The organism is Streptomyces sp. NPDC053665, from assembly GCF_055585285.1.
This window is the reverse complement of sequence record NZ_JBVJKK010000005.1, coordinates 312,278-326,873: the sequence shown is the minus strand read 5'-3', so window position 1 is coordinate 326,873 and position 14,596 is coordinate 312,278. Positions and strand designations below refer to the sequence as shown.

Annotated in this window: 13 protein-coding genes; 9 read left to right on the top strand and 4 right to left on the bottom strand. The window is 70.9% G+C overall.

What is annotated here, in order from left to right; translation table 11 throughout:
- Positions 1 to 30: 30 nt before the first annotated feature.
- The 3 genes from ACZ6ZN_RS21560 (at position 31) to ACZ6ZN_RS21550 (ending at position 1,630) form a co-directional block, all read left to right on the top strand.
- Positions 31 to 396, top strand: a complete 366-nt coding sequence (locus ACZ6ZN_RS21560) for a PH domain-containing protein (protein ID WP_365736304.1) — start codon at positions 31 to 33, stop codon at positions 394 to 396.
- Positions 397 to 492: 96 nt separating this feature from the next.
- On the top strand, positions 493 to 1,389 hold the full coding sequence (locus ACZ6ZN_RS21555; RefSeq protein WP_469648483.1) for an RpnC/YadD family protein: 897 nt from the start codon (positions 493 to 495) through the stop codon (positions 1,387 to 1,389).
- Between the two features lie 7 nt (positions 1,390 to 1,396).
- The gene (locus ACZ6ZN_RS21550; RefSeq protein ID WP_451875902.1) at positions 1,397 to 1,630 is read left to right on the top strand and encodes a hypothetical protein; all 234 of its coding nucleotides are present in this window, start codon (positions 1,397 to 1,399) and stop codon (positions 1,628 to 1,630) included.
- A gap of 84 nt (positions 1,631 to 1,714) precedes the next feature.
- Here ACZ6ZN_RS21550 and aspS read toward each other — a convergent pair whose 3' ends face one another.
- A complete protein-coding gene (gene aspS, locus ACZ6ZN_RS21545; RefSeq protein WP_469648481.1) occupies positions 1,715 to 3,478 on the bottom strand; it encodes an aspartate--tRNA ligase in 1,764 nt (587 codons plus the stop codon).
- A 157-nt stretch (positions 3,479 to 3,635) separates the two neighbouring features.
- Here aspS and ACZ6ZN_RS21540 point away from each other — a divergent pair, with 157 nt between their 5' ends.
- Together ACZ6ZN_RS21540 and ACZ6ZN_RS21535 are read left to right on the top strand one after the other, a co-directional pair.
- Positions 3,636 to 5,774, top strand: a complete 2,139-nt coding sequence (locus tag ACZ6ZN_RS21540) for a SpoIIE family protein phosphatase (protein WP_469648479.1) — start codon at positions 3,636 to 3,638, stop codon at positions 5,772 to 5,774.
- A 134-nt stretch (positions 5,775 to 5,908) separates the two neighbouring features.
- On the top strand, positions 5,909 to 6,682 hold the full coding sequence (locus tag ACZ6ZN_RS21535; protein WP_469648477.1) for a hypothetical protein: 774 nt from the start codon (positions 5,909 to 5,911) through the stop codon (positions 6,680 to 6,682).
- A gap of 6 nt (positions 6,683 to 6,688) precedes the next feature.
- Here the strand turns inward: ACZ6ZN_RS21535 and ACZ6ZN_RS21530 are convergent, their stop codons facing one another.
- Positions 6,689 to 7,666 (bottom strand): pirin family protein, encoded by a 978-nt coding sequence (locus ACZ6ZN_RS21530; RefSeq protein WP_469648475.1) that lies wholly within the window; start codon positions 7,664 to 7,666, stop codon positions 6,689 to 6,691.
- A gap of 215 nt (positions 7,667 to 7,881) precedes the next feature.
- On the bottom strand, positions 7,882 to 8,346 hold the full coding sequence (locus ACZ6ZN_RS21525; protein ID WP_030245078.1) for an SseB family protein: 465 nt from the start codon (positions 8,344 to 8,346) through the stop codon (positions 7,882 to 7,884).
- 204 nt (positions 8,347 to 8,550) lie between these two features.
- On the opposite strand from ACZ6ZN_RS21525, the gene ACZ6ZN_RS21520 reads away from it, so the two are divergent.
- The 3 genes from ACZ6ZN_RS21520 (at position 8,551) to ACZ6ZN_RS21510 (ending at position 12,130) form a co-directional block, all read left to right on the top strand.
- Complete coding sequence (locus ACZ6ZN_RS21520; RefSeq protein WP_451875906.1) at positions 8,551 to 10,377, top strand: acyl-CoA dehydrogenase; 1,827 nt, start codon at positions 8,551 to 8,553, stop codon at positions 10,375 to 10,377.
- A gap of 78 nt (positions 10,378 to 10,455) precedes the next feature.
- Entirely contained in the window at positions 10,456 to 11,793 is a 1,338-nt protein-coding gene (locus tag ACZ6ZN_RS21515) for a M18 family aminopeptidase (RefSeq protein ID WP_451875907.1), read from the top strand.
- An 88-nt stretch (positions 11,794 to 11,881) separates the two neighbouring features.
- A complete protein-coding gene (locus ACZ6ZN_RS21510; protein WP_451875908.1) occupies positions 11,882 to 12,130 on the top strand; it encodes a DUF6458 family protein in 249 nt (82 codons plus the stop codon).
- 29 nt (positions 12,131 to 12,159) lie between these two features.
- On the opposite strand, the gene ACZ6ZN_RS21505 is transcribed toward ACZ6ZN_RS21510, so the two are convergent.
- Complete coding sequence (locus ACZ6ZN_RS21505; RefSeq protein WP_469648471.1) at positions 12,160 to 13,992, bottom strand: NHL domain-containing thioredoxin family protein; 1,833 nt, start codon at positions 13,990 to 13,992, stop codon at positions 12,160 to 12,162.
- 98 nt (positions 13,993 to 14,090) lie between these two features.
- On the opposite strand from ACZ6ZN_RS21505, the gene ACZ6ZN_RS21500 reads away from it, so the two are divergent.
- A complete protein-coding gene (locus ACZ6ZN_RS21500; RefSeq protein WP_398109108.1) occupies positions 14,091 to 14,582 on the top strand; it encodes an LURP-one-related/scramblase family protein in 492 nt (163 codons plus the stop codon).
- Positions 14,583 to 14,596: the final 14 nt, after the last annotated feature.

Sequence of the window (14,596 nt, the reverse complement as noted above, 5' to 3'; positions counted from 1 at the left end):
AACCGGTCAACTCAGTGGGGGGAACCACCGATGGCACTGTTCGGCAACGCGCACACCGTGAACCCGGCCTCGGCCCAGCAGGACTACGCCCGTCTCCTCGGGCACGGCGAGCAGGTGCACGCCGCTTTCCTGCTGATCCGCGACACGATCCTGTTCACCGACCGCCGCCTGATCCTGGTCGACAAGCAGGGCATCACCGGCAAGAAGGTGGAGTACCACTCGGTCCCGTACCGCAGCATCACCCACTTCTCGGTGGAAACGGCAGGGACGTTCGACCTCGACGCGGAACTGAAGATCTGGATCTCCGGCACTCCGACCCCGATCGAGAAGACCTTCACCAAGGGCGTCGACATCTACGAAGTCCAGGCGATCCTCACCCAGTTCGTCGCAAGGTAGCCCTCCGCACACAGGGAACGTTTTTGCCGTCCTCGAAAGGGTGAACGCACCCCGACCGGCCCGCGACACCGCAATCGACGGACCAACCTTGCCCATATGGTCACCTCAACCCATGAGACCTCGCACCGGATCTTCCAGGATCATCCGGAGGTTCTCTTCCCCGTCTTCGAGGCGCTGGGACTCCCGCCGCCCGCGAAGGCGACCATCGAGGCGCTGACGCCCGACACCACGGAGATCAAGCCCCTGGAACGCCGGGTGGACACCGTACTGAGAGTCGAGCCGTCGGAGGGCGACGGCTTCCTCATCGCCATCGAGGCCCAGACCGGCAAGGTCCGGGGCAAGGGGCTCAGCTGGGCGTACTACGTGGCGTACCTGCATGCGAAGTTCGGCCTGCCGGTGCTGCTCGTCGCGGTGTGCCGGAACCGGCCCACCGCGGCCTGGGCGGCCGGGCCCTTCGAGTGCCGTGTCGGTACGTGGACGTCCCAGGCCACACGGCCGTTCGTCCTGGGCCCGGACAACGTTCCGGAGATCACCGACGAGTCCCTCGTCGCCCGGGCGCCGGCGATGGCCACCTTCTCGGCCATCGTGCATAGCGAAAGCGAAAACGCCCCCGCCATACTGGACATGCTGGCCCGCGGAATGCGGTCGTTCGACAAGGCCACAGCGAAGTACTGGTGCGAATGGCTTGAAGTAGGACTGGAGAACACTCCGGTCCAGGAGACCTGGAGAGAGCTGGAAAAGATGGTCGCCACTTACTTCCCGGGCAGGGGAACCCTCTTCGAGCAGACCTACCTCGAAGGCAAAGCGGAAGGCAAAGCCGAGGGAACCGTCCAGTCGATCCTCCGCGTGCTCCAAAAGCGAGGAATCCCCCTCACCCCCGACGACCGCGCACGCATCACCACCTGCACCGACCTCGACACCCTCACCCGATGGTTCGACCGGTCCCTCACAGCCGCCTCGGCGGCCGACCTCTTCGCCGACGCCGAAGACTGAGCCGAGCATGGTCGCCACCTACTTCCCGGGCAGGGGAACCCTCTTCGAGCAGGCCTACCTCGAAGGCAAAGCCGAGGGAACCGTCCAGTCGATCCTCCGCGTGCTCCAAAAGCGAGGAATCCCCCTCACCCCCCACGACCGCGCACGCATCACCACCTGCACCGACCTCGACACCCTCACCCGATGGTTCGACCGGTCGCTGACCGCCGTCGGTGCGCACGAGGTCTTCTCCGCGGAGTGAGCGCGGGGCGTGGACAGCGCAGCGGCCCGGGACCGTTTCCGGTTCCGGGCCGCTGCGCTGCTCGGCGTGCTGGTGCTCCGCGGGCTACTTCGGCTGCGGCTTCCGCACCGACAGGTGCAGTTCCTTCAGCCGGGCCTCCTCCAGCTCCGTCGGCGCGCCCATCATCAGGTCCTGGGCGTTGCCGTTGAGCGGGAAGGCGATCGTCTCGCGGATGTTGGGCTCGTCCGCGAGGAGCATGACGATGCGGTCGACGCCCGGCGCGATGCCGCCGTGCGGCGGGGCGCCGAAGCGGAAGGCGCGCAGCATGCCGGCGAACTTCTCCTCGACGGTCTCCCGGTCGTAGCCGGCGATCTCGAACGCCTTCAGCATGATCTCCGGCTCGTGGTTCCGGATCGCGCCGGAGGACAGCTCGACGCCGTTGCAGACGATGTCGTACTGCCAGCCCAGGATGTCCAGCGGGTCCTGGGTCCGGAGGGCTTCCAGACCACCCTGCGGCATCGAGAAGGGGTTGTGCGAGAAGTCGATCGCGCCGGTCTCCTCGTCCTTCTCGTACATCGGGAAGTCGACGATCCAGCAGAACCGGAAGACGCCGTCCTCGAACTGCCCGGCGCGCTTGGCGGCCTCGACCCGGACCGCGCCCATGATCTTGGAGACCTCGTCGAACTCGCCCGCGCCGAAGAACACCGCGTGACCGGCGGCCAGCGAGAGCCGCTTGGTGAGCTCCGCGACGTTGTCCTCGGTGAGGAACTTCGCGATCGGACCGGTCAGCGAGCCGTCCTCGGCGACACGGACCCAGGCCAGGCCCTTGGCGCCCTGCGCGACGGCGTAGTCGCCGAGCTGGTCGAAGAACTTGCGCGGCTGGCCGGAGACGTCCGGCACGGGCAAGGCGCGGACGTGCTTGCCGGCGAACGCCTTGAACTCCGAGCCCTCGAAGATGTCGGTGATGTCGACGAGTTCGAGCTGGGCGCGCAGGTCGGGCTTGTCGGAGCCGTACTTCAGCATCGCCTCGCGGAACGGGATCCGCGGGAACGGCGAGGTGACGTGACGGCCGCCGCCGAACTCCTCGAAGAGCTCGGTCATCAGCTTCTCGACGGGCTGGAAGACGTCCTCCTGCTCGACGAAGCTCATCTCGATGTCGAGCTGGTAGAACTCGCCCGGCGAACGGTCGGCGCGGGCGTCCTCGTCGCGGAAGCAGGGCGCGATCTGGAAGTACCGGTCGAAGCCGGAGATCATCAGCAGCTGCTTGAACTGCTGCGGAGCCTGGGGCAGGGCGTAGAACTTGCCCGGGTTCAGCCGGGAGGGGACGACGAAGTCGCGGGCGCCCTCGGGTGAGGTCGCGGACAGGATCGGCGTCGCCATCTCGTTGAACCCGAGGGCGACCATCTTCGAGCGGATCGAGGCGATCACCGACGACCGCAGCATGATGTTCTTGTGCATGCGCTCGCGCCGCAGGTCGAGGAAGCGGTACTCCAGGCGCCGCTCCTCGTTGACGCCGTCCTCGGTGTTGATCGTGAACGGCAGCGGGGCCGCCGCGCCGAGCAGCTCGACCTCGCCGACCTCGACCTCGACCTCACCGGTCGGCAGCTCGGGGTTGATGTTCTCGGCACCGCGGGAGACGACCTTGCCGTCCACACGGACGGTCGACTCCTTGGAGAGCTTGTCGAGGGCCTCGTAGGCGGGGGTGCCGGGACGGGCCACGAGCTGCGTGATGCCGTAGTGATCGCGCAGATCGATGAAGAGGATGCCGCCCAGGTCGCGCCGATTGTGCAGCCAGCCACTCAGCCGGACGTCGGTGCCGACGTCAGAGGCGCGGAGCTCGCCGCAGGTGTGGGACCTGTACCGATGCATCGTCGTTCATCCAGTCTTCGCTGATCGGGGTCTGTGTTTCACGTGAAACTGGTCCCCAGCGTACCGGGCAGGTGAAGATCGGCTCTCCCCCGTTGTGCATCGCGCACGGCTCCGCCTTCGGTGGCAGTCTTCGAGCGCCTCTTCTTAAAGTGGGGCAATGCGCACTGGCGAGCCCCTGCCCGCCGTGGGGGAGGCACTGGCCGCCCTCGCGACCGGTCTGTGGCAATGGGACACCGCCACCGGGCTGGTCACGGTCGACGCCGAGGCGGCACGGCTGCTCGGGCTGCCCGCCGAGCAGGTCACGCTCACCGAGGCCCAGGCCCGGGCCCGGCTGCACCCGGTGGACTGGAACGAGATCACCGGCGTGGTCCAGCTGGCCGTCGCCGAGGCCACCCTCGCCGAGGTCCGCATCCGGATCATGGACGAGCAGGGGCACGTGATCCGGGTCGTGCGCAGCCGCTCCAAGCCGACCTTCGACCGCGCCCGCAAGGCGTACCTGCTGATCGGCACCCTCCAGGAGGTCACCGAGCCGACGCCGGGCACCCCGGCGGGGCGCAGCGCGGTCACCGGCGACTGGCGGCGCTCGCGGGAGGCCTTCCTGCTGGACGCGGGCCGGGCGCTGGCGGAGGCGCGCTCCACCCAGGAGGTCCTGCGGGTCACGGCCAATCTGTCGATGCCGGGCTTCTCACCGGACGGGCTGGCGGTGTTCGGGATGGAGGGCGACCGGCTGACGGTCATCGGCCACCACGGCCAGCAGCGGGGCACCGAGAACCCGTTCTCGGACATGCCGCTGGACACGGACTACCCGGCCGCGGAGGTGGTGCGCACGGGCCGGGCGGTGTACCTGTCGTCGGCCCAGGAGTACAAGGCCCGCTACCCGCTGACGTGGCCGCTCGCCGAGCGGTTCGGGCGCCGCTCCTGGGCGTTCCTGCCGCTGACCGTGGCCGGCCGCACGATGGGCGCGTGGATGGCGGCCTTCGCCTATCCGGTCGCCTTCACCCCGGACGAGCGGTCCGTGCTGGCGACCGTGGCGCGGATGCTGGCGCAGGCGCTGACCCGGGCCGGGCTGGCGGAGAGCGAGCGGGCGCTGACCGACGGGCTCCAGCGCACGATGCTGCCGAGGCTGGGACCCCAGCGCATCCCGGGCATGAGCGTCGCCGCCCGTTACGTGCCCACCGGCGGCGGCCTCCAGGTGGGCGGTGACTGGTACGACGTGATCCCGCTGCCCAGCGGACGCTTCGCGCTGGTCATCGGGGACGTCCAGGGCCATGACGTCCGGGCGGCGGGCCTGATGGGGCAGCTGCGCATCGCCCTGCGCGCCTACGCCTCCGAGGGGCACCGCCCCGACGCCGTGCTGTCCCGGGCCTCCCGCTTCCTGCACGGCATCAGCGACGAGGACCCGTACGACCCGCGCTTCGCGACCTGTGTCTACGTCGAGGTCGATCCGTCGTCGGGGGTGCTGGACATCGCCCGGGCGGGCCATCCGGACCCGGCGATCCGGATGGCCGACGGCACGGTGCTGACCCGGCCGACCTCGGGCGGGCTGCCGCTGGGCATCGACCCGGACGCCGACTACCCGACGACCCGGCTGGTGCTGGAGCCCGGCGAGACCATGCTGATCTGCACGGACGGCCTGATCGAGACCGGCGGCCACGACCTGGACACCGGCTGGCGGCGGCTGCGGGCGATCCTGGAGGAGCACACGGGGGACCTGGAGGAGCTGGCCGACACCCTGGTGCAGGCCGTGCACGGGCCGTCGTCGCACCACACCATCGGCCCGCTGGCCGACCGCCGCGAGGACGACATCGCCATGCTGCTGCTGAGCCGGGAGGGCGGGGGCTGCGGCTGCGGGGACACCCGGGCGGCGACGCCGCCGGTGCGGCGCTCGGTGCTGACGGTGGCGCAGGCGGAACCGGAGCGGGTCGCGGTCGCCCGGCAGCAGCTCCGGGAGCTGCTGCACGACTGGTCCTCGCCGGACCAGATGGACTCGGCGGTGCTGCTGCTGTCGGAGCTGCTGACGAACGTCCTGGTGCACACGGACTCCGACGCGCTGCTGGTCGTGGAGTTGACCGGCGCCGTGGGGGAGCGGCGGCTGCGCGTCGAGGTGACGGACGCCGGCGACGACCTGCCGCACAAGCGCAGGCCGGGCGAGCTGGCGTCCTCCGGCCGCGGCCTGGTCCTGATCGAACTGCTCGCGCACGCCTGGGGGGTGGAGCCGCGGGGCGAGGGCAAGAGCATCTGGTTCGAGCTCTACGAGTCGGTGAACGGCTCGGGCGAGGGCGCGTGGACGCCGTGACGATCCCCCCGGCGTCAACCCAATGACGCCGATACACCCTTTCGTGTGACCACCGGGTGAGTGACGACGACGCCCTTCACACCACCTGCACGATGTGTGCCCTGGCCGCTTCCGACCGCAGGCAAGGAAATCGCATGGGCAAGTCCGCATCCCGTGAGGAACGGGGCAGGAGTTCCTCCTTCTCGATGTCGTACGAGGGCGGGCGGCGCGACCCCTCCACGCACGTCAAGCTCGGACGTCTCTCCTACAAGGGCCCCGCCACCGCCGTGGTGGCCCTGGCCGTGGTGGCGGCCGGTGGCGTGGTCGGGTACCAGCTGCTCGCCGGTCAGGACGGCTCCGGCGGCACGGGGTCCGGGCCGGGGACGAGCGTCTCCTCGGGCCCCCAGGCGGCGAAGGACACCGGCGGGCCGGACGCGGGCGGAGCGGGCCCGGGCCCGCAGGCCGCGGACGCGGGCGCCACCTCGGCACCGCCCGCGTCCGGCTCGTCCGCCACCGGCGGGTCCGGCCGCGCCACTCCCACCGCCGACGGCGGGCCGGCGGCGGGAGCCGTCCGGGAGCACCGCAAGGTGGTGCTGCGGTCCGCGTCGAACATGGACCTGGACTTTACCGACGCGGTCTCCGACATCACCTTCACGATGCCGTCCGGCGGCAACGGCTGGTCCCTGGTCGGCGACAGCGGCGACCTCGCCACCGTCGACGGCCCGGCGACCGCCGAGAGCTGCGCGGCGGCCACCGACTTCGGCTTCACCATCGACCGGAAGAACATCGCCAAGGGCCTCACCGCCTGCGTGCTCACGGACGAGAACCGGGTGGCGGCGATCACCGTCCTGGGCTGGCAGAAGGACGACAACGGCCTGTCGTCGGTCACCATGGACGTCACCCTGTGGGAGAAGCCCGAGGCGCCGTGACGCCCGTCAGCCCTGGGGGCCGCTCTCGGTCATGCCGTGCACCGCGGGGACCGTGCCCAGCCGGCCCTTCTGGAAGTCCTCGAAGGCCTGCATGAGCTCGTCCTTGGTGTTCATCACGAACGGGCCGTAGTGGGCCATCGGCTCCCGGATGGGCTGCCCGCCGAGCAGGACGACCTCGAGGTCCGGGGTGTGGGAGTCCTGCGTGGCGTCCGCGCGGACGGTCAGCGAGGAGCCCGCGCCGAAGACGGCGGTCTGCCCGGAGTGGACCGGACGGCGGTCCGCGCCGACGCTGCCGCGCCCGGCCAGGACGTACGCCAGGCCGTTGAAGTCCTCGCGCCACGGCAGGGTCAGCTCCGCGCCCGCCGCCACCGTCGCGTGGATCATCGTGATCGGCGTGTGGGTGATGCCGGGGCCCTGGTGGCCGTCCAGCTCACCGGCGATGACCCGCAGCAGCGCGCCGCCGTCGGGGGTGGTGAGCAGCTGGACCGAGCCGCCGCGGATGTCCTGGTAGCGCGGGGCCATCATCTTGTCCTTGGCCGGGAGGTTCACCCACAGCTGCAGGCCGTGGAAGAGCCCGCCGGACATCACCAGGTGCTCCGGAGGGGCCTCGATGTGCAGCAGGCCCGAGCCGGCCGTCATCCACTGGGTGTCCCCGTTGGTGATCGTGCCGCCGCCTCCGTTGGAGTCCTGGTGGTCGAAGATCCCGTCGATGATGTAGGTGACGGTCTCGAAGCCGCGGTGCGGGTGCCAGGGGGTGCCCTTGGGCTCGCCCGGCGCGTACTCCACCTCGCCCATCTGGTCCATCATGATGAACGGGTCCAGGTAGCGGTAGTTGATGCCCGCGAACGCCCGGCGCACCGGGAACCCCTCGCCCTCGAAACCGCTCGGAGCGGTCGTGACGGCGAGCACGGGACGTGCCACGGCGTCGGCGGGCGCGGTCACGCGGGGCAGGGTCAGCGGGTTCTCGACGGTCACAGCAGGCATGTCGGTTCCTCCTCGGGTACGCCCAGTTTAGTTGAGCGTTAAACTTTCTGCCACCCCCAACCACGGAACCCGGGATCGCATTCCCGGCCGGGGGACGGCGCAGCGAACCACGGGGGACCTGCACGACGAAAGGCCGCCGCCCCTGAACGGGACGACGGCCTCCGGACACCCGGCCGCCCGGCGCGGCGGCCGGGCCTGCGCACGGCAGGCGGCCTCTAGCCGTACATCCGCCGCATCGCGAACTCCACCATCTGCTCCACGGCCTTCGCGTCGAACACCATGCGGTGCTCGCCCTCCATGTCGAGGACGAACCCGTAGCCGGTCGGCAGCAGGTCCAGCACCTCGGCACCGGTGATCACGAAGTACTTGGACTCCTTGCCCGCGTACCGGCGCAGCTCCTTGAGGGTGCTGAACATGGGGATCACCGGCTGCTGGGTGTTGTGCAGCGCGAGGAAGCCGGGGTTGTCACCGCGCGGGCAGTACACCTTCGAGGTGGCGAAGACCTGCTGGAAGTCCTCGGCGGCCATCTGCCCGGTGGTGAAGGCGCGCACCGCGTCCGTGAGCGAGGGCGGGGACGGCTCGGGGTACAACGGCGGCTGCTGCCCGTATCCGCCGGACATCGGCTGCTGCGGAGGGGCGTACTGCGCTTGCGGGCCCGCTGTCTGGTCGTAGCCGTACATGGGCGCAAGCGTACCGAGCGCGGCGTCGCGGGGGTGCCGGTACGCCGGGCCCTTGACCGTCCCGGTGGGACCTGTCACAGATGACCGGGTGGGGTTGCGTCTTATTACTGACGGGTAGCATCATCGTAGCTACTTGTTGGTACGTGAACTAGCGCGAGGATCCAGTGCCTCGCCGATCTCTCTACGGAGCCGGGAGCCGTCGCCATGGGGCACTACAAGTCGAATCTCCGCGACATCGAGTTCAACCTCTTCGAAGTACTCGGGCGCGACAAGGTGTACGGCACCGGCCCGTTCGAGGAGATGGACGTCGAGACCGCCAAGAGCATCCTGGAGGAGCTGACCCGCCTCTCCGAGAACGAGCTGGCCGAGTCCTTCGCCGACGCCGACCGCAACCCGCCGGTCTTCGACCCGGAGACCAACACCGCGCCGGTCCCGGCCTCCTTCAAGAAGAGCTACCAGGCCTTCATGGACTCCGAGTACTGGCGCCTCGGGCTGCCCGAGGAGATCGGCGGCACCACCGCGCCCCGCTCCCTGATCTGGGCCTACGCCGAGCTGATCCTGGGCGCCAACCCGGCCGTGTGGATGTACTCCTCGGGCCCCGCCTTCGCCGGCATCCTCTTCGAGGAGGGCAACGAGGTCCAGAAGCACATAGCCAAGGTCGCCACGGAGAAGCAGTGGGGCTCCACGATGGTGCTCACCGAGCCCGACGCGGGCTCCGACGTGGGCGCCGGCCGCACCAAGGCCGTGCAGCAGGAGGACGGCTCCTGGCACATCGAGGGCGTGAAGCGCTTCATCACCTCCGGTGAGCACGACATGTCGGAGAACATCCTCCACTACGTGCTGGCCCGCCCCGAGGGCGCCGGACCCGGCACCAAGGGCCTGTCCCTCTTCCTCGTCCCGAAGTACCTCTTCGACTTCGAGACCGGCGAGCTCGGCGAGCGCAACGGCGTCTACGCCACCAACGTCGAGCACAAGATGGGCCTGAAGGCCTCCAACACGTGCGAGATGACCTTCGGCGACAAGCACCCCGCCAAGGGCTGGCTGATCGGCGACAAGCACGACGGCATCCGCCAGATGTTCCGCATCATCGAGTTCGCCCGCATGATGGTCGGCACGAAGGCGATCTCCACGCTGTCGACCGGCTACCTGAACGCGCTGGAGTACGCCAAGGAGCGCGTCCAGGGCCCCGACCTCGCGAACTTCATGGACAAGACCGCGCCCAAGGTCACCGTCACCCACCACCCGGACGTCCGCCGCTCGCTCATGACGCAGAAGGCGTACGCCGAGGGCATGCGCGCGCTGGTGATGTACACCGCCTCGATCCAGGACGCCATCCAGATCAAGGAGGCCACCGGCGAGGACGCCACCGCCGAGCACGCGCTGAACGACCTGCTCCTGCCCATCGTCAAGGGCTACGGCTCCGAGAAGGGCTACGAGCAGCTCGCCCAGTCGCTGCAGACCTTCGGCGGCTCCGGCTTCCTCCAGGAGTACCCGATCGAGCAGTACATCCGGGACTCCAAGATCGACACCCTCTACGAGGGCACCACGGCGATCCAGGGCCAGGACTTCTTCTTCCGGAAGATCGTCCGCAACCAGGGCACCGCGCTGAACGGCCTGGCCGAGGACATCAAGAAGTTCCTCGCCCTCGGCACGGGCGGCGAGGAGCTGGCCGGTGCCCGCGAGCACCTCGCCAAGGCCGCCGTCGAGCTGGAGGCCATCGTCGGCCTCATGCTCACCGACCTCGCCGCCACCGAGCAGGACGTCAAGAACATCTACAAGGTCGGGCTCAACACCACCCGCCTGCTGATGGCCTCCGGTGACGTCGTCGTCGGGTACCTGCTGCTCAAGGGCGCCGCGATCGCCGCCGAGAAGCTGGAGACCGCGACCGCCAAGGACAAGGCCTTCTACACCGGCAAGATCGCCGCCGCGAAGTTCTTCGCCGCCAACGTCCTGCCGGGCGTCACCCTGGCCCGCAAGGTCGCCGAGGGCGTCGAGCTGGACCTGATGGAGCTGGACGAGGCCGCGTTCTAGACCTCGCTCCCGTCCCGTGTACGAGGGCCTGTTCCCCACCGTGGGGAACAGGCCCTCGTCCGTCGTTAAGGTGAAGCCATGACCCAACCTGCCCGCCCGTCCTCCCCCGCGAGCGCCCCGCGCGCGACCCGCCCCTTCGACCGCGGCCACACCGACGACCTCATGGCCTTCCTCGCGGCGAGCCCCTCGCCGTACCACGCCGTGGCCAACGCCGCCGAGCGGCTGGAGAAGGCCGGGTTCCGGCAGGTCGCCGAGACGGACGCCTGGGACGGGACGAGCGGCGGCAAGTACGTGCTGCGCGGCGGCGCGATCGTCGCCTGGTTCGTGCCGGAGGGCGCCGCACCGCACACGCCGTTCCGGATCGTCGGCGCCCACACCGACTCCCCCAACCTGCGCGTCAAGCCCCGGCCCGACAGCGGGGCGCACGGCTGGCGCCAGGTCGCCGTGGAGATCTACGGCGGGCCGCTGCTCAACTCCTGGCTGGACCGCGACCTCGGCCTCGCCGGCCGGCTGACCCTGCGCGACGGCTCCACCCGCCTGGTGAACGTCGACCGGCCCCTGCTGCGCGTCCCGCAGCTCGCCATCCACCTGGACCGCACGGTCACCGCCGACGGCCTCAAGCTCGACAAGCAGCGGCACCTCCAGCCCGTCTGGGGCCTCGGCCACGACGTGCGCGACGGCGACCTCATCGCCTTCCTGGAGGAGAGCGCCGGCATCCCGGCGGGCGAGGTCACCGGCTGGGACCTCATGACCCACTCCGTCGAGCCGCCCGCTTATCTCGGCCGCGACCGCGAACTCGTCGCCGGGCCCCGCATGGACAACCTGCTGTCCGTGCACGCCGGGACCGCCGCCCTCGCCGCCGTGGCCACGGCCGCGACCGCGCCCGCCTCCATCCCCGTCCTGGCCGCCTTCGACCACGAGGAGAACGGCTCCCAGTCCGACACCGGCGCCGACGGGCCCCTCCTCGGCAACGTGCTGGAGCGGTCGGTCTTCGCCCGCGGCGGCACCTACGAGGACCGGGCCCGCGCGTTCGCCGGCACCGTCTGCCTGTCCTCCGACACCGGCCACGCCGTCCACCCCAACTACGCCGAGCGGCACGACCCGACGCACCACCCGCGGGTCAACGGCGGGCCCATCCTCAAGGTCAACGTCAACAACCGCTACGCCACCGACGGTTCGGGCCGCGCCGAGTTCACGGCGGCCTGCGAGGCGGCCGACGTGCCGTTCCAGTCGTTCGTCTCCAACAACTCCATGCCCTGCGGCACCACGATCGGCCCGATCACCGCCGCCCGGCACGGCATCCGCACCGTCGACATCGGCGTGGCCATCCTGTCGATGCACAGCGCCCGCGAACTCTGCGGCGCCGACGACCCGTTCCTGCTGGCCAACGCCCTGACGGCGTTCCTGGAGAGGTAGAACGGCCCCTCACCGCATGGGTGTTCGCCTCCGGGGTACCCGGTGTTCCGGGACCGGAACGTCCGGACCGTACAGGGAGGCGACACTCATGGGCCTCGGCGGATGCATCATCCTCATCGCCGTGGGAGCCATCCTCACGTTCGCGACCGACTGGGACATGCAGGGGGTCAACCTCGACCTGGTCGGCATCATCTTCATGATCGTCGGACTGATTGGCGTCACGGTGTTCAGCAGCATTTACCGGCGCAGGCGCGTGGTCGTGCCGCCCCCCACGGCTCAGGTCGTGGACGACCCGGCGGCCCGCCGCGACGGCTACCACGGCGGATACGGCGTCTGACACAACCGCTCAGGCGGTGTCGGACCCGCTCAGGCGGTGTCCGTCCCGGTCAGCACCAGCGACAACCGGTCCGTTCCCGAGCCGTCGAGGCGCACGGGCACGTCCCAGTCCCGCCGGTGCACATGGCAGGCGGGGTGCGCGGTGCCCGGGTCGTCGTCGCAGGAGACGGCCCGGGCGGAGACATGCAGCACGCCCTGCCGCACGGCGGGGTCGAGCGCGAGGGTGCGGGACAGATCCGTCCCCGCGCCCTGCCCGTCGCGCAGCAGCTCCGGCGGGGTCGCCGAGACGGCCAGCCGGGTCGCCGGGCCGTTCCCGGTGTCCGGCCTCTGCCCCGGCGGCACCTCGAACACGACGTCCAACCGGAGCCGCCCGGCGGCCACTTCGGTCACCTCCCGCCGTCCAGGACGGGCCGCGCCAGGTGCCTCGGCCACCTCCCGGGGCAGCCGCAGCCGGGTCAGCCGGTGCCGGGCCGACTCGACGACCACGATCTCGTCGCCCACGACCACCGCGGCGCCGGCCTCGCGCAGGTCCGTGGCGAGGGTCGTCACCTCGTCCGTCACCGGGTCGTAGCGCCGCAGGGCGTGGTTGTAGGTGTCGGCGATCGCCACCGAGCCGTCCGGCAGGGCGGTGACGCCCAGCGGGTGCTGGAGCAGGGCCTGTCCGGCGGGGCCGTCGCGGTGCCCGAAGGCGAACAGGCCGGCGCCGACGGCGGTGTGCACGGAGCCGTCCGGGTCCACCCACCGCAGGGCCGACGTCTCGGCGTCCGCCACCCACAGCCGCCCGGGTGTGGCGGCCAGTCCCGACGGCTGCGCGAACAGGGCCCGCCTGCCCGGCCCGTCGACCAGCCCCTCCTCCCTCGTCCCGGCCGCGACGGCGACCGTGCCGTCCTCCGGGTCGTACACCCACAGCTGGTGCACCCCGGCCATGGCGATCCACAGCCGGCCCCGCCACAGGGCGACGTCCCAGGGCGAGGACAGGTCCACCTCCCGGGCCGGACCGGAGACCGGTGCCCCCCGCCACCACTGCCGGCCGGTGCCCGCGAGGGTGGTGACCTCACCGCTGGCGAGGTCCAGCCGCCGCAGGGCGTGGTTGACGGTGTCGGCGACCGCCACGGATCCGTCGCCGAGCAGGGCGAGCCCCTGCGGCTCGTCGAACGCGGCCTCCCGCGCCCCGCCGTCCCGGAACCCCCGCGCACCGGTCCCGAACCGGCGCACCACGCTCTCGCCGTCCCCGGCCAGCTCCACCAGCCGGTGCCGGGCGGTGTCGCTCACCAGGAGGTTCCCGCCCGGCAGCAGGAGTGCCTTGCCGGGGAAGCGCAGCGCCGTGGGCCGCTGCGGCGGTGCCACGTACGGGACGCCGCCGCGCCGGAGCGTGCCCTTCGCCGCGTGCTCGGCCTCCAGCTCCCCCACCAGCCGCTCGATGGCGCGCACGTGCCCTTCCCCGGCGTGCTGGGCGACCACGTACCCCTCGGGGTCGACCACCACCAGCGTCGGCCAGGCACGCACGGCGTACTGCGTCCAGGTGGCCAGCTCCGGGTCGTCGAGCACCGGGTGCCTCACCCCGTAGCGCTCCACCGCGTCCACGACCGTGCGGTGCTCGGCCTCGTGCGGGAACTTCGGCGAGTGCACCCCGATGACGACGACGGTGTCCCGGTGCCGGTCCTCCAGCTCCCGCAGCTCGTCGACGACGTGCAGGCAGTTGATGCAGCAGGAGGTCCAGAAGTCGAGCAGGACGATGCGTCCGCGCAGTTCGGCGAGGCTGTACCGCCGCCCGCCCGTGTTGATCCAGCCGCCCTCACCGGTGAGCTCGGGGGCACGGACGCGGGCCCGGCGGCGGACGGGCGCGGGTGCGGGATCGGCCATGTGTCCAGCTTGCCACTCCGGCCGGCGCGGCCCGCCCGGCTCAGCCCGTCGGCCTAGCGGCCGCGTCGCCCGGGCGGCGACGGGGAAGCCCTCGTGTCATGAGATTCCTCGTGTACGACCGGCTCCTCGGCTTCGGCGACGACTACTGGATCGAGGACGAGCACGGCTCCAAGGTGTTCCTCGTCGACGGCAAGGCCCTGCGGCTGCGGGACACCTGGGAGCTGAAGGACGCCCAGGGCACCGTCCTGGTCGACATCCACCAGAAGATGCTCGCCCTGCGCGACACGATGGTGCTCCAGCGGGCCGGGGAGCCGCTGGCGACGATCCGCCGCAAGCGCCTGTCCCTGCTGCGCAACCACTACCGCGTGTCCCTGGCCGACGGCAACGAGCTGGACGTCAGCGGCAAGATCCTCGACCGGGAGTTCGCCGTCGAGTACGACGGGGAGCTGCTGGCGGTGGTCTCCCGCCGGTGGCTGACCCTGCGGGACACCTACGGGGTGGACGTCATCAGGGAGGACGCGGATCCCGCCCTGCTCATCGCGGTGGCGGTGTGCGTGATCCACCTGGCGGAGAAGGAGCGCGAGGACTGAGCCCGCTGCCGGCC

Excerpts from the sequence above, each read along its gene's own strand:
- ACZ6ZN_RS21550 (WP_451875902.1), top strand. The coding sequence starts at position 1,397 with ATGGTCGCCACCTACTTCCCGGGCAGGGGAACCCTCTTCGAGCAGGCC.
- ACZ6ZN_RS21520 (WP_451875906.1), top strand. The coding sequence starts at position 8,551 with ATGGGGCACTACAAGTCGAATCTCCGCGACATCGAGTTCAACCTCTTC.
- ACZ6ZN_RS21525 (WP_030245078.1), bottom strand. The coding sequence starts at position 8,346 with ATGTACGGCTACGACCAGACAGCGGGCCCGCAAGCGCAGTACGCCCCT.
- ACZ6ZN_RS21510 (WP_451875908.1), top strand. The coding sequence starts at position 11,882 with ATGGGCCTCGGCGGATGCATCATCCTCATCGCCGTGGGAGCCATCCTC.
- ACZ6ZN_RS21530 (WP_469648475.1), bottom strand. The coding sequence starts at position 7,666 with ATGCCTGCTGTGACCGTCGAGAACCCGCTGACCCTGCCCCGCGTGACC.
- ACZ6ZN_RS21555 (WP_469648483.1), top strand. The coding sequence starts at position 493 with ATGGTCACCTCAACCCATGAGACCTCGCACCGGATCTTCCAGGATCAT.
- ACZ6ZN_RS21535 (WP_469648477.1), top strand. The coding sequence starts at position 5,909 with ATGGGCAAGTCCGCATCCCGTGAGGAACGGGGCAGGAGTTCCTCCTTC.
- ACZ6ZN_RS21515 (WP_451875907.1), top strand. The coding sequence starts at position 10,456 with ATGACCCAACCTGCCCGCCCGTCCTCCCCCGCGAGCGCCCCGCGCGCG.
- ACZ6ZN_RS21500 (WP_398109108.1), top strand. The coding sequence starts at position 14,091 with ATGAGATTCCTCGTGTACGACCGGCTCCTCGGCTTCGGCGACGACTAC.
- ACZ6ZN_RS21505 (WP_469648471.1), bottom strand. The coding sequence starts at position 13,992 with ATGGCCGATCCCGCACCCGCGCCCGTCCGCCGCCGGGCCCGCGTCCGT.
- aspS (WP_469648481.1), bottom strand. The coding sequence starts at position 3,478 with ATGCATCGGTACAGGTCCCACACCTGCGGCGAGCTCCGCGCCTCTGAC.
- ACZ6ZN_RS21560 (WP_365736304.1), top strand. The coding sequence starts at position 31 with ATGGCACTGTTCGGCAACGCGCACACCGTGAACCCGGCCTCGGCCCAG.
- ACZ6ZN_RS21540 (WP_469648479.1), top strand. The coding sequence starts at position 3,636 with ATGCGCACTGGCGAGCCCCTGCCCGCCGTGGGGGAGGCACTGGCCGCC.